General features: G+C 55.5%; 16 protein-coding genes and 1 pseudogene. 9 read left to right on the top strand and 8 right to left on the bottom strand.

The window, feature by feature from the left end; genetic code table 11:
• Positions 1–76 precede the first annotated feature (76 nt).
• Both B5M42_RS17730 and B5M42_RS17725 read right to left on the bottom strand, forming a co-directional pair.
• Positions 77–1,060 carry an aldose 1-epimerase gene (locus B5M42_RS17730; RefSeq protein ID WP_134752998.1) on the bottom strand — a complete coding sequence of 328 codons (984 nt, stop codon included), beginning with the start codon at positions 1,058–1,060 and terminating at the stop codon, positions 77–79.
• Between the two features lie 26 nt (positions 1,061–1,086).
• On the bottom strand, positions 1,087–2,016 hold the full coding sequence (locus B5M42_RS17725; RefSeq protein WP_167689927.1) for a CPBP family intramembrane glutamic endopeptidase: 930 nt from the start codon (positions 2,014–2,016) through the stop codon (positions 1,087–1,089).
• 146 nt (positions 2,017–2,162) lie between these two features.
• Between B5M42_RS17725 and B5M42_RS17720 the strand changes: the two genes are divergently transcribed.
• Both B5M42_RS17720 and B5M42_RS17715 read left to right on the top strand, forming a co-directional pair.
• Positions 2,163–3,542, top strand: a complete 1,380-nt coding sequence (locus tag B5M42_RS17720; protein ID WP_134752994.1) for a sensor histidine kinase — start codon at positions 2,163–2,165, stop codon at positions 3,540–3,542.
• Positions 3,543–3,545: 3 nt separating this feature from the next.
• Entirely contained in the window at positions 3,546–4,232 is a 687-nt protein-coding gene (locus B5M42_RS17715) for a response regulator transcription factor (protein ID WP_134752992.1), read from the top strand.
• On the opposite strand, the gene B5M42_RS17710 is transcribed toward B5M42_RS17715, so the two are convergent.
• On the bottom strand, positions 4,229–5,107 hold the full coding sequence (locus B5M42_RS17710; RefSeq protein WP_134753193.1) for a YitT family protein: 879 nt from the start codon (positions 5,105–5,107) through the stop codon (positions 4,229–4,231). The two genes, B5M42_RS17715 and B5M42_RS17710, sit on opposite strands and share 4 nt — an antisense overlap.
• A gap of 175 nt (positions 5,108–5,282) precedes the next feature.
• Between B5M42_RS17710 and B5M42_RS17705 the strand changes: the two genes are divergently transcribed.
• The 4 genes from B5M42_RS17705 to B5M42_RS17690 all read left to right on the top strand — a co-directional run bounded on the left by B5M42_RS17705 (position 5,283) and on the right by B5M42_RS17690 (position 11,136).
• Positions 5,283–6,770 (top strand): spore germination protein, encoded by a 1,488-nt coding sequence (locus B5M42_RS17705; RefSeq protein WP_134752990.1) that lies wholly within the window; start codon positions 5,283–5,285, stop codon positions 6,768–6,770.
• Positions 6,770–7,846 carry a GerAB/ArcD/ProY family transporter gene (locus B5M42_RS17700; protein ID WP_167689925.1) on the top strand — a complete coding sequence of 359 codons (1,077 nt, stop codon included), beginning with the start codon at positions 6,770–6,772 and terminating at the stop codon, positions 7,844–7,846. Before B5M42_RS17705 ends, B5M42_RS17700 begins: the two co-directional genes overlap by 1 nt.
• The gene (locus tag B5M42_RS17695; RefSeq protein WP_167689922.1) at positions 7,843–8,949 is read left to right on the top strand and encodes a Ger(x)C family spore germination protein; all 1,107 of its coding nucleotides are present in this window, start codon (positions 7,843–7,845) and stop codon (positions 8,947–8,949) included. The genes B5M42_RS17700 and B5M42_RS17695 overlap by 4 nt, the downstream gene beginning before the upstream one ends.
• Positions 8,950–9,015: 66 nt before the next feature.
• Positions 9,016–11,136: an LTA synthase family protein gene (locus tag B5M42_RS17690; protein ID WP_134752986.1), complete on the top strand. Its 2,121-nt coding sequence runs from the start codon at positions 9,016–9,018 to the stop codon at positions 11,134–11,136.
• A gap of 176 nt (positions 11,137–11,312) precedes the next feature.
• Here the strand turns inward: B5M42_RS17690 and B5M42_RS17685 are convergent, their stop codons facing one another.
• Together B5M42_RS17685 and B5M42_RS17680 are read right to left on the bottom strand one after the other, a co-directional pair.
• The gene (locus B5M42_RS17685; protein ID WP_134752984.1) at positions 11,313–12,329 is read right to left on the bottom strand and encodes a Gfo/Idh/MocA family protein; all 1,017 of its coding nucleotides are present in this window, start codon (positions 12,327–12,329) and stop codon (positions 11,313–11,315) included.
• A gap of 19 nt (positions 12,330–12,348) precedes the next feature.
• Positions 12,349–13,125: a sugar phosphate isomerase/epimerase family protein gene (locus tag B5M42_RS17680; protein WP_134752981.1), complete on the bottom strand. Its 777-nt coding sequence runs from the start codon at positions 13,123–13,125 to the stop codon at positions 12,349–12,351.
• A gap of 140 nt (positions 13,126–13,265) precedes the next feature.
• Between B5M42_RS17680 and B5M42_RS17675 the strand changes: the two genes are divergently transcribed.
• Complete coding sequence (locus tag B5M42_RS17675; RefSeq protein WP_134752979.1) at positions 13,266–14,066, top strand: AraC family transcriptional regulator; 801 nt, start codon at positions 13,266–13,268, stop codon at positions 14,064–14,066.
• A gap of 126 nt (positions 14,067–14,192) precedes the next feature.
• Here B5M42_RS17675 and B5M42_RS17670 read toward each other — a convergent pair.
• Together B5M42_RS17670 and B5M42_RS17665 are read right to left on the bottom strand one after the other, a co-directional pair.
• Positions 14,193–14,387 (bottom strand): annotated as a pseudogene (locus tag B5M42_RS17670) (YwbE family protein); the annotation flags it as partial.
• A 65-nt stretch (positions 14,388–14,452) separates the two neighbouring features.
• Entirely contained in the window at positions 14,453–15,253 is an 801-nt protein-coding gene (locus B5M42_RS17665; RefSeq protein WP_329959327.1) for a lipid II flippase Amj family protein, read from the bottom strand.
• 468 nt (positions 15,254–15,721) lie between these two features.
• On the opposite strand from B5M42_RS17665, the gene B5M42_RS17660 reads away from it, so the two are divergent.
• Together B5M42_RS17660 and B5M42_RS17655 are read left to right on the top strand one after the other, a co-directional pair.
• Positions 15,722–15,949, top strand: coding sequence for a Ger(x)C family spore germination protein (locus B5M42_RS17660; protein WP_134752977.1), 228 nt, complete (start codon positions 15,722–15,724; stop codon positions 15,947–15,949).
• A 158-nt stretch (positions 15,950–16,107) separates the two neighbouring features.
• The gene (locus B5M42_RS17655; RefSeq protein ID WP_134752975.1) at positions 16,108–16,335 is read left to right on the top strand and encodes a 3-dehydroquinate dehydratase; all 228 of its coding nucleotides are present in this window, start codon (positions 16,108–16,110) and stop codon (positions 16,333–16,335) included.
• Positions 16,336–16,462: 127 nt separating this feature from the next.
• Here the strand turns inward: B5M42_RS17655 and B5M42_RS17650 are convergent, their stop codons facing one another.
• Positions 16,463–17,914: a SulP family inorganic anion transporter gene (locus B5M42_RS17650; RefSeq protein ID WP_407946131.1), complete on the bottom strand. Its 1,452-nt coding sequence runs from the start codon at positions 17,912–17,914 to the stop codon at positions 16,463–16,465.
• Between the last annotated feature and the right edge of the window lie 276 nt (positions 17,915–18,190).

The following is an 18,190-nucleotide window of genomic DNA, read 5'->3' as shown; positions in this document are numbered from 1 at the left end:
TTAACGCCGCTACTCACAGAACGCAGCGCGAACCGCTTCGCAACCGGCAAGCCTCAGGCCTCAAGGCGTATGCGACCTATTCGCTCCACGGCTCGACGCGCAGCGACCAGCCGAAGCGGAACGTCTCGCCCGCCTTCAGCCCTTGCGCGCCGGTCATCTCGGCCGGCCACGGCTCATTGAACGCGTTCATGATCGCCGTGTACGGCTCCAGCGACACCGCGCCCGTCCACGGCGCCGTAAACAGCACGTGGATCGGGAATCGATCCCCGAAAGCAAACACCAGCCTCGTCCCGCGCGCGCCATAGCGGACTTCGCCCACGCCGCCTTCCGGCGCGAGGCTGAACATCTGCGAGCCGCCCGGATACGCCGGCAGCTCGGTCACGGCGACGCCGCTGCGCAGGGCGTCGCTCAGCGCCGACGGCTGCGGCGGTCCCGCCGCGAAGCCGTCCGGGCCGAGCGGCCACTCCCGGGCCGCCGGCAACACCACCCGCGTGCGGGCGGCCTCCTCCTTCCCTACGGCAAAGTAGGGATGAAAGCCGAGCGCAAGCGGCATCGTCTCCGCGCTGCGGTTGTGGATGCTGCCTTCCAGCAGCAGCTCCCCGTTGCGCACGCGGTAAATCAGGCGCAGCTCGGTGTGGTGCGGCCAATACGGCCGCACGTCCGGCACCTGCGCCGGCTTGAGGACGGCCATCGCATATGCGCCGTCCGTCTCGTTGGCACCGCGCTCCACCAGGTGCCAGGCCTGATCGCGCAGCTGGCCGTGCGCGTGGTCGGGCTCGCGGTTGATCGGCAGCCGATACTCGCGGCCCTCGAAGGTATAGCTGCCGTTTCGGACCCGACCCGGCGGGCACAAGATCGGCACACCGTAGCGCGACGTAGCCGCGCGCAGCTCGGCAAGCGTCGACGGAGCAGCAATATAGGGCTCGCCCTGTACCTCATAACGAAACAGGTTAAATCCAACCGACGGTACAATCTCCACCTCGATCTCCGCGTCGCGGTCGATCAACACCAGCGTCGGCGCTCCGTCCCACGTCCGTTCTTTCCACGCATAGCGACTCATTCAATCATCTCCTTAACCTCACATGTTCATCGGGCGCCCGCACGAACCCTGCGGTACGGGTAGCGCGCTGCAAGCAGCGCAATTCCGGCCAGCAGCACAACCGCTGTCACCAAGCTGCCTTCGGCGCCGAAGGTACCGCCCGACAGAAATGCCGGCCCCTTGATGTCAAGCTGCAGCCAGGTGTTGATTTCCAGCCCCGATACCTTGAAGCCGTACACATACCCTTGAAAATAATTCCAGAACAGATGCAGGCCAATCGGCATCCACAGACTGCCCGATACCTCGCGGGCGAGCGCCAGCAGCAAACCGGCCAGACATAAATTGATAAACGGCAGCGGCGAAGCCCAAATGCCCGGATTAGAGGCATGGAGCAGCGCAAACAGCAGGGTCGACAAGCCGATGCCCCAAAGCGGACCCCAGCGATGCGACAGCAAACCTTGCACATAGCCGCGGGAAAACAGCTCTTCATTAAAAGCCACAGCCGTGAACAGCAGCAAGCCGCCCAGCAGCTCGCCAAGCAGGCCGGGCTTCCAGCCGTAACCGGCAACGCCGATGCCCCCGAACAGCCAGATCAGCAGGAAGCTGACCGTGATCAGCGCGAAGCCAAGCCCCAGGCCCTCGGCCAAGCGCAGCAGACACCCCTCCAGCCGAAAGCCCAGCTTCCAGCCGCGGCGACGCTCAAATACAGCAAACAGCAGCGCAACCGCTGCCACGAAGCCAACCATTTGCGCCCACATCAGCCCTTTTTCGACCCAAGGATCTTTAGAAATGACTTCTATCGCTTGCGCCACCTGAGCGAGATTCATCAGCGGCAGTTCGGGATGGCGCGCCAGGCCCCATACAAACGGAACCAACGAAAACAACAAGGTGAGCAGCGCCGCCGCCACGATCAGCAGCACCAGCTTGCCGACGACGCCCCATCCGCTTTGTCCTTTTGGTATAACGGTAATGTTCATCTCCTCCTTGAATCGCATCTTCCCCGTCAATCTATTCGCTGCCTTCTTCCCATTTCCTGCCTCCCAAGCGCACGTTCACTCTTGTGCAAAACTAGCCCTCATGCCACAATAGAGGAAACGTTATCCATGAAAGGAGGGCAACATTCATGCTCTTTGTCTTGTTCGCCTTGTGGTTGATCGCCCTCCTGCTGCTGCTGGTCGATCCGCGCGCCGCCACGATGCGCTGGATGAGCGCTGTCGCCTTCTGCGGCGGAATCGGCGCGCTGGCCGCATTGCTTGACGCCAGCATCATCCCTTATGTGCATAGGCAAGCTTCGAATCCCCGGCTGGAGCAGCTGCTTTACCATGTACAATCCGTCTCGTCGGTTTGCTCCTATTACGGACTGCCCTATTCGTTCGCGCGTCTGGCGCTGCACTATAACCCCGCTTGGCCGGGCGCGCGGGCGCGCAAGCTGCTGCCCTACGTGCTGCTGCTGCCGCCGGTCGCCTGTCTGGCGTTCACGCCCTGGTACACCGCCGACATGCCGATTACGTTCGCTGCCGTCGCTCCGTGGGCCGTCCCTTACATTCTCGGCGGCGCCGTACTGATCGCCGCTCGCCGCGAACGGCTGCGCTCTATGCAGCGCACGCATCTGTACACCTGTCTGGCGCTGCTGCCGCCCGTGGTCGGCTTCTCCATTCTCAATTATATGATGCCGTTGTTCGGCTTCTATCGCATGTGGGTGTACAATACGTGGGTGCTGGCGGTCATCGTGCCGTTTTTCGTCTTCATCTTTTTCAAATACGGCTTTCTCGACATTCGCCTGCTGATCGAACGGCGCAAGCTCGATTCCACGCTGCGCGCGATTACGTCGGGAACGGCGATTCTCAACCATGCGATCAAAAACGATGTCGGCAAAATTCGGCTTTTTTCCGAAAAAATGAAGCTGTACGCCGAAGAAACCGCGCAGCCCGAGCTGCTCGAGGATCTGCAGGTGCTGATCGACGCCTCGGAGCACATCCGCGATATGATCACCCGCGTCCATGAACAGACGCAAGACGTGCCGATGCGCCAGACCCCGGCCGATTTGCGCGAGCTTGTGCAAAGTGTCGTGGCTTCGCTGAAGCCGGGCCTGGCCGGCATCACGCTGCGGCTCGGCATCCCTCAGGAGCTGGTGCTGCGGCTGGATCGGGCGCAAATTTCCGAGACGCTGAGCAATGTGCTGATCAACGCTGCTGAAGCGATGCCTGCGGGCGGCGACATTACCGTTCGGGCTTTTACTGCGAAGCGCAGCATTGTTCTGGAAGTCAAGGACAGCGGAATCGGCATGGACAAAGCCGTGCTGGCTCGCGTGCTGGAGCCTTTTTACACCACCAAAAGCGGCAGCCGCCACAATTTCGGGCTGGGACTAGCCTATTGCTACAATGTGATGAAAAGCCACGGCGGCTCGCTGGAGCTGAAAAGCGAACCGGGCCAAGGCACGACCGTGTTTTTGATTTTTCCGGGAACGTTAGCGTTCACCAGTTTACCGACAGCGGAGGAATAAGGAATGGATCCGATTAGATTGCTGATCGTCGAAGACGATCCCGATTGGCAGCGCGGCTTGACCGCGTATTTGAACCGGCAGGACGATATTCAGGTAGTAGCTACGGCTTCCAGCCCGGTTGAGGCACAAAGGCTGTTTCGGGAATCGGAGCCGCTGGCTGATGTTACGCTGATGGACATTATGCTTGGAGAGGAGCCTGCGGGCATTCGGCTAGCCGAAGAAGCCGTCGCCGCTTGGGGCGTCAAGGTCGTGATGCTGACCTCGATGGAGGAGAAGGAGCTGATCTTCCGGTCGTTTCAGGCAGGGGCCATCGACTATCAGATCAAATCAAGCTTCGAGGAGCTACCCGACGTGATCCGCGCGGCATATGCCCGCAAAGCGGCGATCAACGCCGCCGTCGCCGAGCAAATGCGTGAGGAATTCCGCCGCTTGAAGCGGCTGGAGCACGAATTCAAGGTCAAAGAGGTGCAGGCGCTGATTACGCCGACCGAGCTGCAAGTGCTGGAGCTGATTGATCAGGGACATACGCAAACGGAAATCGCCGGCAAATTTTTTATTTCCTTACGGACGGTCAAAATTCACGTCGGTCACATTCTCAAAAAGCTCGGCACAGCCAGCAGCAAGGAAGCGGCGCAAAAGCTGCGCGAGCTGGGATTATTCGAACGCAGGAACAACGATACGGAGCGCTAGTGAATGTCTTTTTTCTTGAAGCGCCCGCCCTTGACATCGTGGATGTTGCCTACGGCCAAGAAGGCATTCGGGTCGAGCTCATCCACGATCGATTTGAGCTTCGCTTCCTCCAGACGCGTAATGACGCAAAAAATCACTTTTTTATTGTCTCCGCTAAATCCGCCTTCTCCCTCCAGATACGTCACGCCGCGGCCCAGCCGGTCAAGCAGCGCATCGCCGATGTCGCGGAAGCGGTCGCTGATAATCCACACCGATTTCGACTCATCGAAGCCTTCAATCGTAATATCGATCATTTTAAAAGCAATGTAATAGGCAATCAGCGAGTACATCGCGTTGTCCCAGCCGAAGACGAAGCCTGCGCTGCCGAGAATAAAGAAGTTGAAAAACATCACGACTTCACCGACAGAAAACGGCAGGCGCTTGCTGACGAGAATCGCAATAATTTCCGTGCCGTCCAGCGACCCGCCGAAGCGGATAACCATCCCGACGCCGATACCAAGAATAATGCCTCCAAATACAGCGGCCAGCAGGGGTTCGATCGTAAACGGCTCCACAGGATGAAGCAGCGTCGTACCGACCGACATGAGCAGAATCGCAAACAGCGTCGATAACGCGAACGTTTTCCCGATCAGCTTATAGCCCAAGTAAAGAAATGGCAGATTCAACAGCGTCAGGAAAATACCGACGGGCACATCGCCCAGATACGATAACATAATCGAAATGCCGACTATACCGCCGTCAATAATGTGATTTGGCACAAGGAAAATTTCCAGACCGACCGATACCAATGCAGAACCGAGAAGCAGGAACACCGCTCTGCGCAAAAGGGCGATTTTCGTAAGTTTTTTGTGACGAAGCGGCGAACCGGGCTTCATTTGTCCGTTTGCCTGAGAATTCACAGTAAACCCCTCCTTTTATTTGTCTTTTTATTTATTTCTCTACCGCACGCGCTCAATCCTTCTTAAACGGTGAAAAACCGAGAAAAAGCGGTATAAACTCCTGATTTTGCGGAAAAATAAGCTTTGATCCAAAGGAGGGTGAGCCTGCAGCATGAAGTCACTATTTGAAGTATATGAAGAGCTTGCCCAATTTATGGGTCGGCCAGCCGATTTATGCATGCAATCGATCGTACAGCCGGATTCAATGGAGCCGCTTGCGCTGCTCGTTTATTTGCAATCGACCTCGGATCGCAACTTCTTTCACGCCCAGTTGCTCAATCCGTTGCTGGATGCGGTCAAGGCCTGCGACGGGCAGCCCGGCTCCTTCTGGGAGCATCCCGTGCACCGGACCTTGGGCTCGCTGGGCACGGTGGTCATCGCCGAAGCCAAGGAAATGGCGCACAAGCTTATGGCGGGCTGCTGCCTCGTCTTGTTCAGCGCGCACCGTGCGGCTCTCGCCGTGCCAAGCGCCAACTGGAACAATCGCTCCGTCACGCAACCCGAGCGGGAAAGCACGCTGATCGGCCCCAAGGATTCCTTTATTGAGGATCTGGAGGTCAATCTCTCGATGATCCGCCGCCGCGTTCGCAGTGAGACACTGCGCATCGAGGAATACACCATCGGCACCGACTCGCAAACAAGAATCGAGCTGGTCTTTATGGACGAGCTCGTCAATCGGTCGGCTATAGGAGAATTCCGTAAGCGTCTGCAGGACATCCAGCTCGATCTGCTACTGGACACGACGCAAATCGGCTATTTGGTGACGCGGCAGCGTCTTTCGCCGTTTCCGATGTTCCAATCGACGGAGCGGCCTGACAAAGCCGTCTCGGCGCTGATGGAGGGCCGTTTTCTCGTATTTTGCGATACGACGCCCACCTGCCTGATTTTGCCGGTTACAATGACCTGCTTGTATGAAACCTCCGACGATTATTACTTTCCGAGCTTGTCCGGGACATTTTTGCGTCTGATCCGCATGCTCGGGCTGGCGATTACGTTATTTTTGCCCGCGCTGTACATCGCCATTACCGCAGTGAACCAAGACGTTTTTCGCATTCAGTTCATGCTGGCGGTCGCGTCCAGCCGCGAAGGCGTTCCCTATCCGGCCTATATTGAAGTGGTGATCATGCTGCTGCTGATTGAATTGATTAACGAAGCGACGGTGCGGCTGCCCAAAACCATCGGCGGAACCGCCACGATCGTCGGCGGCTTGATTATCGGCACCGCAGCCGCGCAATCCCACCTGATCAGCTACATCATGATCGTGATTACGGCAACGACGGCCATTGGCAGTTATACGGCGCCGAATTACATGGTCGGGCTGGCGTGGCGGCTTTGCAGTTTTTTTCTCGTGATCCTGTCCATTCCCTGGGGCTTGTACGGTGTTGTCGCCGGCAGCGCGCTGATCGGGCTGTATATTTGCCATCTGGATTCCTTTGGCGTTCCTTATGCCGCCCCGTTCGATACCTTTCACTATAAAGATGTGATTCGTGATTCCATCATTCGCGCTCCGTCCTTATGGACGCGACGGCGGCCCTCCACCTACAGCTTCGCGGCAGGAGGAACGAAGCGCAAATCGCTGCCGGAAGGAGATGAGTGGTAGTGCGTTTGCCCAAAGAGGAAAGCATTCACTACCCTATTTTGTTATTTATCGTCATGATCGGCCTCTCCGTCACCCGGGCTCCGGCCATGGTGCTGCTTGGCATCGGGCGCAACAGCATCTGGATTTTTGCACCTTGCCTGCCGCTGATCCTGCTCAGCGTCTGGCTGTACCATCGGGTAGTGATAACAGAGGGAACCTCCTTTATGCTGACGGCGCGGCGGATCGGCGGCGTATTCACTGAAAAAGCCTTTTATCTGCTTTACGCCCTGCTCTTTCTCGGCGGCGCGGTTTACTACATCTATTTATCCGGTGATTTTATCTCCAAAACGTTGTTGAACGGCAGCTTGCGTTATTTCGTGCTGATTGAAACCGCGATGGCGGCGATTGTCGGCAGCTTTCCGTTGCGAACGATGGCTCGTTATGCGCATATCATGATAATTTTCGTGTTTCCGTTTTTTTTCATCATCTCACTGTTTCCGCTGATGAATCTGAATTGGGGCTGGATGATGCCGCTTATCGCGCCATCGGAAATGAGCGATCCGCTGCATTCCTTCTCCAGTGCCATGCTTGTCTTTCTGCCGCTGGCTGCGCTCGGGCTGATTCAAGACAAACAGAAAGTGAATCTCAGCAGATTGTCCCTTGCGCTCGGCTGCAGCCTGGTAGCCCTGATCACCACTTATTTCATGGCTGCGGGCATTGCCACCTTCGGCATTATCCGGGCCAAGCAAATCGTTTACTTGACGTACAGCCTGCTGAATACGGTGCGTATTGAAAATTTCGTCCTGGAGCGAATCGTATTTTTATGGGTTCTATACTGGAAATTTCTGCAATTCGTCGGCACAGCCTTCCTGCTGCGCTGCGCCGCACGCTCGTTCGCCGGCGTTCTCGGCCTGAGAGTCAACGCCTACGTCCTTGCAGCGGTGACAGTGATGATCGCTGCTGCCGAATGGTTCGGCACCTCGCCTTTTCTAGCTCGCGCGCTTGCCCTGCCGCTTGGCCTGGCCACATGCGCCATCACGCTGCTGACGCCACTGCTGCTGTACGCAGGCGTCAAGCTAAGGAGGAAGCCGCTGTGAGCCTACGCGTCCGCCTTGCGCTTCCGCTGCTGCTGCTCGGACTCGTCCTGTGCGGCTGCTCGGACGTCAAGCAAATCAACCGCATCACCTTTGTGACAGCGCTCGGAATCGATAAAAGCGAGGTCGGCGTCAAGGTTCACGCCGTCATTGCCGTCGCCGGACGGTTCGCTGCGCTTTCCTCCGGGGGGGCGCCTACCGGCAGCCGTTCGCCCAATTACATTTTGACCGAAGAAGCCCATGATATATCCGAAGCGCTGTTCAAGATGAAGCGCCGCAACTCGCGCGACATTCAATTCGGACATATGAAAATCATCTTGTTTTCCGACGAGTTGGCTCGCTCCGGCTTGAACGAGTACCTGGATTTATTCCTGCGGCGCAGCGAATTCCAATCGATTGCCTGGCTGGCGCTCACCCGCGGCAGTACCCGCAATGTGCTTGAAACGAGCCCGCAAATCCCGGAATCGCCCTCGGACCTGTTCGTCGATGTCTTCTCGCAAGCCGGGTCCGATACGATGGAGGTGCTGCCGATGCTGCTTTATCAGTTCTACTCGTTATCGCAAGAGCCGGATAAAAGCCCCTACGCCATGTTTGTGGAGAACATTAAGGGCGGCAATCGCATCGACCTTGCCGATCTCGGCGTCTTCCGCGGCGATAAGCTCGTCGGCAGCCTGAAGCCGCTGGAGACGATGTATTTGCAGTTGCTGCAAAATAACAAATTGCAGCCCACGCTGCTAACGACCCGTAACGCGGCGCTGGCTGTCGATCGTTTCAAAACCCATATCGACGTCAGCAAACAGCAAATCACGATCCGTCTGAAGCTTGACGCCAGCGTCGATGAGAACGACGGCAGCCTGCTGCACAATCCCGAAGATGTATACAAGCTCCAGGATGAGCTGAATGCAAAGCTGGCGACCGATATATCGGCGCTGATCGCCAAGCTGCAGAAGCTGCACAGTGACCCGGTTGGCTTTGGCGGCATGTACCGTCAGCAAGCAGCCGACAAACAGCTGGATATGGACGAATGGACCGATGTGATTTTCCCGGAAATGTCGGTCAAAACGGAAATCGACGCAAAAATTGTTAGACGCGGCAATGTCGAATAATTGCGAATCCCATGTTATAATAAAAAGGTTGTTGACCATTATCTGAACATGGGAGATCTGACCGGAATGAATGCAAAATTAAAATGGACTGGGCTGCTGATCGGCAAACGTTTACCCCTCTTGCTGGCGGCTCTGCTTCCCGTACTGCTGATGGAAGTGCTCAGCCGCGGACATTACAGCCAGCTCGTGTCGTGGAGCTTTCACCACGCGATTGCGCTGCTTTTTAACGTCTGGGTGGTAGCTGGACTGATGCTATTGTTTATGGCCCTGATCGGACGCACCCGAATCGCCTATTGGGCGCTGTCGACGATTCTGCTGATTCTCGCACTGATCAGCGGCATCAAGCTGAAGATGCTGGGCGTGCCACTGCTGCCGTGGGATTTCGTGCTCAGTGGAGAAACGAAGGACATGGTGCAGTATATTAACAATATTTTCACCGTGCGCACACTGATCGGCATCCTGCTTTTCGTCGGACTCAGCTATTTGCTGCTGTATCGCACGCCGCTGTTCGTCAAAAAAATTTCCTGGACCGAACGCGGTGTCATCGCCGTGGTGGCTGTGCTGATGCTGGCGTTTGTCTATACAGACAAGCCGGTGCCCGTTGAAAAGCTGTCAGGCATTGAAGCGCAGAAATGGAACCAGGCCGGCAACGTCTCCGACAACGGCTTCGCGTTGGCTACGGTGCTGAATACGCGCATCATGCTGGATGAAACGCAAGAGGGCTACGACGACGCGGCGGTTGCCGCTATCGTCAATCAAACGAACGATCCGGCCAAAGCGGGCGGACTCGCCACCGGAGACGTCAAGCCCAACGTCATTGTCGTGCTCAGTGAAGCTTTCTGGGATCCAACGGTGATTCCGGGCCTCAAGTTCAGCCGCGACCCGATCCCGACGTTCCACAAGCTGCAGCAGACCGGCTCGGGCGGCTGGATGCTTTCTCCGCAATATGGCGGCGGCACCGCCAACGTCGAGTTCGAGGTGCTGACGGGCAACTCGATGCGCTTTTTACCGGAAGGCTCGATCCCTTACAATCAATTTATCGACCACGAGGTCGATTCGCTGGCCAGCATTTATGCCCGCCAAGGCTATACGTCAACAGCGATCAGTCCGTTCTACAACTGGTATTTCAACAGCAACAAGGTATATCAGGACTTCGGCTTCTCGCGTTACGTTCCGATTGAATATTTCAAACCGCATTACGTCGGTCCATACATTGCCGACAGCGAGGTCACGTCGAATATCATCAAAGCGACTTCGCTTAGCCCGGGACCGGATTTTATTTTCGCCAACACAATGGAAAACCATTTCCACTTCATGCCTGGCAAGTTCAGCCAGAACACAATCGACGTCGAAGGCGACATGTCGCCGACCTCCAAGGGGATGCTGGAGACGCTCTCGCAAGGCATCAGCGACGCTGACAACATGCTGAAGGATCTTGTCGACTATTACACGGCCATCAAGGAGCCGACGATTATTGCCTTCTGGGGCGATCATCTGCCCTATCTCGGCGACGATTACGCCACGTACATCGATACCAAATATATCAGCGGCAAAGACGACCCGGATTTCCTGAGCAAAATTCACCACGTTCCGCTCGTCGTCTGGAACAACTACCTTCCACCGGAGAAATCGAAGGACAAACTGAATATCAGCCCTTCGTTCCTCGGACCGTATCTGATTCAATTGTCAGGACAGCAAGGCAGCTATTATACCGATTTCTTATCCCGACTGTCGCAAAAAATTCCGGTCATTCCGCCGCAGGACCATTACGCGGCCATGAATATCAATCCGGACGATCTGAAGGACTACGAAACGCTGCAATACGATATTTTGTTTGGTGATCGGCACGCTTACAAAAGCTATACGACACCGATTATCAACCCGTCTTATATGCTTGGCTTCGGCCCCATTACGATTGACGCAGTCAAAGCCGATACGCAGGACTTATCCGGCCGCGACAGCATTACGCTGACCGTTTCCGGCCAGAACATCCCGCCGCTCGGCTACGTGTCCCTGAACGGTAAAGCGCTGCCGACTACGTGGGAATCGGACAAACGCGTGACGGCCAAGGTCGAAGGCGACCTGCTCAAGCCCGGAACGTGGGATATTCAGCTCAACGTCAAGGATTCCAAAGAAACGATTATCGGCAAATCGAACAGTTGGCCGATCGATATTGGCGGCCGTTAATCGTCACGGCCCTACAGCCCCGCAGCTGTCTGCAAAGATCAGCGCGGGGCTGTTTGTTTGTGGATCGCATGACAAAAAAAGAGACCGCAGCTCCACGCTTATGCGCAAAGTGCGGTCCAACTATATATGTGGGGGGACGAAATACTTAAAAGAAATAGCCTTGGGCCGTTAAAGGATTACAGCTGAACGATTCGGCCGGTTTGCTGGGACTCAAAAGCGCCCAGGATGACTTGCAGGGAACGCAAGCCTTCTTCGCCGGAAATGCTTGGCGCGCGATGGTTCACGATGCAATCGACGAATTCGTCGATGACGCCGCTTTTCGTTTGCTTCGTATTCGTAGCAATTTCACCAACTTTGTATCGCTCCGTGGAGCCGTCCTTGAAATCCAGGATGACTTGATCGTCCGGATCGCTGTTGATTTTCATCACGCCGTTCTCGCACCAGAGCACGGTGCTGTTGTCTTCGCCCTTGTAGGACGTCCAGCTGGCAACCAGCGTGCCGATTGTGCCGGATTTCATCCGCAGAATGCAAGTGGCGTTGTCGTCAACGTCGCCTTGCTTGTGCAGCGTGCTGATAAACGAAGCCACCTCGGAGACTTCATCGTCGAGCAAATAACGGATCAGGTCGGATTTGTGAACACCCAGATCGCCCATTGCGCCCATAATTGCTTCTTCCTTGCGGAAAAACCAGCTGCCTTGACCGTCAACGGACCAATTCTCCGGACCGCCGTGGCCAAAAGCCGTGCGGAACGTAAGAACCTTGCCCATGCGGCCGGTTTCAAGCAATTCCTTGGCTTTTACGTGTGGCGGCATCAGGCGTTGATTGTGACCGACCATCAGGAACACGTTGTTCTTGCGGGCCGCTTCGATCATCGCTTCGCCTTCTTCAGTAGTGGTTGCCATCGGCTTTTCCACGAGCACATGCGCGCCGGCATTGGCCGCGGCAATCGAAACTTCGGCATGGAGGAAGTTCGGCGTACATACGCTGACTGCGTCCACTTTTTCGTTGTTGAACAGCTCTTGATAGCTGCTATATGCTTTGCCGCCGTGGGTGTTGGCATACTCTTGCGCTCTTTCAAGGTTCGGGTCAACGAAGGCGACCAGCTCCACATTCGGATTCGTCGCGTATTCAGGAATATGTCTGTGTTTGGAAATCGCGCCGCAACCAATCACGGCTACTTTAATTTTACTCATTTGTCGTAAGCTCCTTTGATTATTGATGCACTTGCGTGTAGTGTTCTTTGACCCAGTTCATGCTGTTCGCAATGCTCGTCAGCGGAGCTTTCTGGCAGCGGTCCTGCTCGACAATCAGCCACTCGGCGCCCGCGCGCTCGGCAGCCTGAATCACTTGATCCAGATTTACGTCGCCAAGGCCCAGCTCCAGCGTGACGATTTTGCCTGCTTCATCCTTCGTGAAATCCTTGAAGTGAATGAGAGGCAAACGGCCGGCATATTTGCCGATGTAAGCGATCGGATCGTTGCCGGAGAACTGCACCCAGCATACGTCCAGCTCTACCTGAACTTCATCGGGATTGGTCGAAGCGTACAGCGCGTCAAACGCCGTGCGGCCGTCCACATCCATCTCAAACTCGAATTCATGGTTATGATACAAAAATTGCAGACCTTGCTTCTTCGCCTCAGCCGCTACTTGAGCAAAAAAGGCAAACTTCGTTTTCCAGTCATCCGGCGTCTGACGGTCTTCCGGCGCTACATATGGACAGATCAGGTATTTGCCGCCGATCGTTTTCAGATAATCGATTTCGCCTTGAAGATGGTCTCTCAGCTTCTCCACGCTAACGTGGCTGCCGATCGCTTTCAAGCCCAGCTCATCGAGCAGCTGCTTCAATTCCGTCGCAGGTGTATCATAGTACCCGGCGAATTCAACGCCTTCATATCCCAAAGCCGCCACTTCCCGCAGCACGCCTTTAAAGTCCTTCTCCAATTCCTCGCGCAGCGTGTACATCTGCAATCCAATTCCCAAACGCTTCATGGAAGTTCCTCTTTTCTTGGGGTCTGTTGTGTGATGAAACACATTACCTTATTTGATTACATTGTAACGGCTATTGGCTTCATAGACCATTCACGATATAATCAAAACATCTCTTATTTTGCTACAAAAGGAGCTTGAACATGGAGACGGAACTGCTTGCCTGCGGGTACTCCTACCATATGGAGCAATTTCATGTCAGCAGCAAGGGCGGGTTGAATTTCTTCCTGTTCCGCTTGCAAACCGAAGGCGAAGCCGAAGCGCTCATCGAAGGGCGCATGCGCCCCGTCGCTCCCGGCGACCTGTTGATGTTTCCTCCCGGAAGCCCGTACGAATTGAATATCGAGAATCATCGCGAAAGCCAGCCCGACGGCAAAATCGCCAGCGGCGACTATTATTTGTTTTGCCGCGGCACCTGGGTCCAGACGTGGTGGGCCCGTTCGGTCAAACCGAACTGCTGCCGGATCGACCTCGATCCGCGGCTGATTTCCTTATGGCGGCAGCTGATCCTGGAGAAACGGCGCATGGAGGACGAAAATCCCGAGCTGAGCGGCTATTTGCTTCGCTCCTTGTGCCTGTATCTGGAGCGAGCGGCAACCGAAACGTTTGCGGCCCAGGGACGCCCCTTCACCGGAACACGGATGAAGCGCTTCATAGAAGCCCACGCCACCGTTACCTTCAAAGTCGAAGACGTTGCCCGCCATGTCGGCCTCAGCGTCTCGCGCGCCGTTCATCTGTTCAAAGAGATTTTCGGCAAAACGATGGTGCAATACGCACTGGAAGTACGCTTGTCCAGCGCCATCGAGCGCATGCACTACAGCTCCATGTCGCTGGAGCACATTGCCGAAAGCTGCGGCTTCGGCAGCTATCCGTATTTTCACCGGGTATTCAAAGAAAAATACGGCGTAACGCCCAAAATTTACAGACAGCAGGGGCCGCTCTGAACGAGGCGGCCGGCGCAGACGCGCCCCTTATTCGGCCTGCCCCGGATTCGCAGGTTCCTGCGACGCCGGCGTCGCTACCGGGCTGCTTGCCGGACGTGCCGGCGCCGGCACTGTCGCAGGCGATGCAAGGATCGACTTGACGCGGCCCACCTGTCCGTCCTGCAATCTGACCTTGATCCCGTGCGGATGCTGCGGCGATTTGGTCAGAATATCCTTGACAATGCCACGGGTCAGCTTGCCCGTGCGCTGGTCCTGCTTGAGCACAATCGCGACCTCCGCTCCCGGAGTGATCGCCTTGCGCAAATGTCCTTGCGACATCATTCCTTCTCACCTTCACTCTTGTTGTCTGCCTAGCAGGGTCAAGCCTCCGGCTGCCTAACGGATCACTAGAGCAGCCGGATGATGAAAATAATCCAATGCGCCGCCGGAATCAGCAGCAGCTGAGCCAGCAAGGTGCCGATAAAGCGCGACACCATCAGCAGCGCGAAAACTTTGCCCAGCCGCGCGCCCTTCGATTTGCTGGCCATCGCCTGGTCCGTCAGCATCGCAAGCTGCGGGTCGATGAATAACGTCAGGATGATCGTAGCAATCCCGTTGATCAGCCCCGACGACTGCGAGGCGGTCGTGCTCAGCTCCGGCTGGAGATAGGCAGCATAAAGCGAGCCGAGCACGCCAACCGTATAGACCGCCGTGACAAGGCAGTTCAGCAGCAATAGCCGTTTAGGCACCCCGAACAGGCGCAGCGCCTTGAGCATGGCCAGATTCGGCTTGCGCAAATGATTTTTGGCATTTCGGAGCCGCTCCAGCGTCACGCTTGTCAGCATGCCGCCAATCGATCCGCTCGTCTCCAGATGGGCAATGACGCGCGAGCAAAGCAGCACCATCGACGGAAATACGATCATGGCCGCAAACGTGCCCAGCGCAGAAGCGCCCAGAATGTACCGCAGCGCGCGCTCCAGATCGTAGCTCTCGTGCAGCCGCGCATAATCGATAATCTTGCCCATCAGCGGCGCTTGAAGCAAATTCGATGTCCGCGACACAAGCAGCACCATGCCGGCCAAAGATAGCGAAACCGCCAGCTTCCCCATCCGCACCCCCGCATAACGAATCGCGTAGGATGATGTCTCCGAAGCATGAATCAGCATCGTTAACAAGCAGACAATAATCAGCTTTTCAGCCAGCTTCATCCCCTCCTGCCCAGTTTTGGCCCCGCTGCCCCCCCTGACGCGTTACCTAGCCTGCTAGCATTATATGGAGAAGGGCTGCTTTCTCATGACAGCTTGTTTGGCTGTGGTCGATGGCCCGGCAATCCAGCACATTATACCATTAGTGCGCCTGTGTTTTCATCTTGGGACAGCCCTTGTACATAATTTCCAGCCAATCGCCGCATACTGCGAAGGCACAAGTGTGCCGGATCAAGGGGGAATACGTGTGGCTTGGTTCAAGCAACTTTTGAAATCGGCCCAGACGGAGACCTGAGCGGGCAATCCGCCTGCGTCTTCGAGCCTCTGAAAGCTACGTCGGACGCCGTAATCGGATTGGATCGGAGAAATTCAAACGAATTTGAACAAAATCAACATCAATCGCGTCTCTACTCACAAAGAGCTTATGGCGCTGATCGTCGGCGTGCTGCTTCCAGTCAAGGACTGCACCCGATGTCCACGCGCAGCGAGCTGCAGCAGTCCGGCGCGGCGTTCATCCAACAGAAGCTTACCCGGCTGCTGGAGCGATGCAGCGCGGAAGGCATCGACATCATCGGCATCGGCGAAGCCTTCCTCCAGCGCGGCTGGAATACATCCGATTGGCCGCAGCAGCTCCGGCATTTGCCGGTTGACCTGGATGCCCGGGTGCGGATTCTGGACGGTCAAGCGTTAAAGGACTAAAATTTTTTCGCGGCCGACTGAAACAATTGGTAATCTTCGAACGTATATAATAGAAATAGACCGATCTTTTTGCGAGATTGCCTTGATTTTTTAAGGTTAAATTAATAATTGTCGTTTATTCTATTATATATATCCAAAATCTAGGATGGTGAATTGATATGAAAATGTTCATCACGATTCATAACAAAAAAGTGCCTGTATATTCGGATGAAACCAATAAAAAGAAATTTAATCTGTTAAAAAACGCTTTGGAATCCAAAGTCGTCAAAGGTCGCAAAGCGATCAAAAAATGTCTTGATACCTTGATCAGCATTGAAATCGTCGGCTGCGAAGCGATTTTGCATTCGCTTAACGAACGGGATACGCTGGCGCTTTCGTTGTATTAACACCATCGGCTTGGAGAAGGAATGAAACAACGTGATCCGCACGGGGATCATTCCTTTTTTTTGCTATGCGCCGGAGGAGAAAGACAAAGAAAGCACATCGGCTTTGCGCGCCGGTGTGCTTTTTGGTTTAATGACCTGAAGGAACGGCAAGTCCGACCTGCTCGACGAGTTTGCGGCTTTCCTCATTCAATCCGGCCAGCGTTGCCTGGATGCCGATTTGCTCATATTTGAGCAGCACCTTGGCAATCGCGGTAACGGCCGAGTGATCCCAGACATGAGAGCCGCTAAAATCGATCACGACGGTTGGCGGATCATTGCGGTAGTCGAACAGCTCGACGAAATGCGCCATTGTTCCGAAGAACAGCTGTCCGGATATCCGGTACATGCGGGCGCCACTCGCTCCCAGCGACATCTGCGCCTTGATTCTGGCCGATTTCCAGCCGAAGTTTAAGGCGCTGAGAATGACGCCGGATACAACGCCAATCGCCAGATCCGAAGTGGCCACGACAAGGGCTACCGTCACGACCATGACCAGCGCGTCGCTGCGCGGGATTTTGCCAAGCTTTCGAAGCGAGCCCCAATCAAAGGTGCCGATGGACACCATGAACATCACGCCCACGAGAGCCGCCATCGGAATGTGCCGGACGACATTGCCCATGACGATAATCAGGAACAGCAGGAACACCCCGGCAACGAACGTTGACAGTCGCGACCGGCCGCCGGATTTGACGTTGATGACCGTTTGACCGATCATCGCGCAGCCGGCCATCCCTCCGAACAGCCCAGAGACGATATTGGCCAAGCCCTGCCCACGCACCTCTTTGTTTTTGTCGCTTTTGCTTTCCGTCATTTCATCGACAATCGTTGCCGTCATCAGCGATTCGGTCAGCCCTACAACAGCCAGCGCCAGCGAAATCGGCAGCATGCGCCACAGCGCCTGCCACGTGAGATCGATATGCGGGAGATGGAAGAACGGCAAAGCTTGCGTAAGCCGGCCCATATCTCCTACGGTCCGCAAATCCAGATGCAGGCTCATCGCCAGCACCGTCATGACAATAATGGCAACGAGAGCCGACGGAACGGCTTTTGTCAGCAGCGGAAACAGATAGATAATCGCCAGCGTTCCGGCTACCATCGCATACATCTGCCAGTTCGCGCCATGAAAGTTCGGCAGCTGGGCCATGAAAATAAGGATCGCCAACGCGTTGACGAAGCCTGTAATAACGGAATGCGGGATAAACGTAATGAATTTGCCGAATTTCAAAATCCCCATCACATATTGAATAAGGCCGGTAAGAATCGTCGCCGCGAACAAATATTCAATGCCGTATTTGGCGACAAACGGCCCCATGAGCGAAGCCATTGCTCCGGTTGCCGCTGAAATCATGCCCATTCGCCCACCAACGATGGAAATTGTCACGGCAATGCAAAAGGAGGCGTACAAGCCGACCATCGGGTCGACACCGGCCAAAATGGAGAATGCGATCGCTTCGGGAATCAGTGCAAAAGCCACGGTCAGTCCCGACAGCAAATCCCGGCGGGCGTTGAACAACCACGCCATTTTAAATTGTTGAAACAACAAAAAAACTTCACTCCTTCGTGGTTCATGGTTGACTTTCAGTCTCAGAAAAGTCGGGTCCGCTCGATCATCCATACTTGCCATTTTACTTCAAAGCTTTCCTCTTGCAGAAAAGCCGGGGCCGTTAATCAATGTGTTATATTATACATGCTTTGCCTGCAGATCTCTACCCTGTCGGTCAAAAACAATCGGGCGGCAGATCAATTTCCATACAAAAGGCACCGGAACCTGTTGTTCCGATGCCCTAAAGGTATGGCCGGCTGCCGCAGCCAATGA

The sequence above is a fragment of the Paenibacillus athensensis genome, from assembly GCF_004514475.2.
Classification (GTDB): Bacteria; Bacillota; Bacilli; order Paenibacillales; family NBRC-103111; genus Paenibacillus_AL; species Paenibacillus_AL athensensis.
Note: the sequence above shows the minus strand (reverse complement) of the source record. Positions and strands in the feature narration are given on the sequence as shown.

What these genes read in the sequence shown, in the direction of transcription:
- B5M42_RS17730 (WP_134752998.1), bottom strand. Translation starts at nt 1,060, where the DNA reads ATGAGTCGCTATGCGTGGAAAGAACGGACGTGGGACGGAGCGCCGACG.
- B5M42_RS17725 (WP_167689927.1), bottom strand. Translation starts at nt 2,016, where the DNA reads ATGAACATTACCGTTATACCAAAAGGACAAAGCGGATGGGGCGTCGTC.
- B5M42_RS17720 (WP_134752994.1), top strand. Translation starts at nt 2,163, where the DNA reads ATGCTCTTTGTCTTGTTCGCCTTGTGGTTGATCGCCCTCCTGCTGCTG.
- B5M42_RS17715 (WP_134752992.1), top strand. Translation starts at nt 3,546, where the DNA reads ATGGATCCGATTAGATTGCTGATCGTCGAAGACGATCCCGATTGGCAG.
- B5M42_RS17710 (WP_134753193.1), bottom strand. Translation starts at nt 5,107, where the DNA reads ATGAAGCCCGGTTCGCCGCTTCGTCACAAAAAACTTACGAAAATCGCC.
- B5M42_RS17705 (WP_134752990.1), top strand. Translation starts at nt 5,283, where the DNA reads ATGAAGTCACTATTTGAAGTATATGAAGAGCTTGCCCAATTTATGGGT.
- B5M42_RS17690 (WP_134752986.1), top strand. Translation starts at nt 9,016, where the DNA reads ATGAATGCAAAATTAAAATGGACTGGGCTGCTGATCGGCAAACGTTTA.
- B5M42_RS17685 (WP_134752984.1), bottom strand. Translation starts at nt 12,329, where the DNA reads ATGAGTAAAATTAAAGTAGCCGTGATTGGTTGCGGCGCGATTTCCAAA.
- B5M42_RS17680 (WP_134752981.1), bottom strand. Translation starts at nt 13,125, where the DNA reads ATGAAGCGTTTGGGAATTGGATTGCAGATGTACACGCTGCGCGAGGAA.
- B5M42_RS17675 (WP_134752979.1), top strand. Translation starts at nt 13,266, where the DNA reads ATGGAGACGGAACTGCTTGCCTGCGGGTACTCCTACCATATGGAGCAA.
- B5M42_RS17665 (WP_329959327.1), bottom strand. Translation starts at nt 15,253, where the DNA reads ATGAAGCTGGCTGAAAAGCTGATTATTGTCTGCTTGTTAACGATGCTG.
- B5M42_RS17660 (WP_134752977.1), top strand. Translation starts at nt 15,722, where the DNA reads ATGTCCACGCGCAGCGAGCTGCAGCAGTCCGGCGCGGCGTTCATCCAA.
- B5M42_RS17655 (WP_134752975.1), top strand. Translation starts at nt 16,108, where the DNA reads ATGAAAATGTTCATCACGATTCATAACAAAAAAGTGCCTGTATATTCG.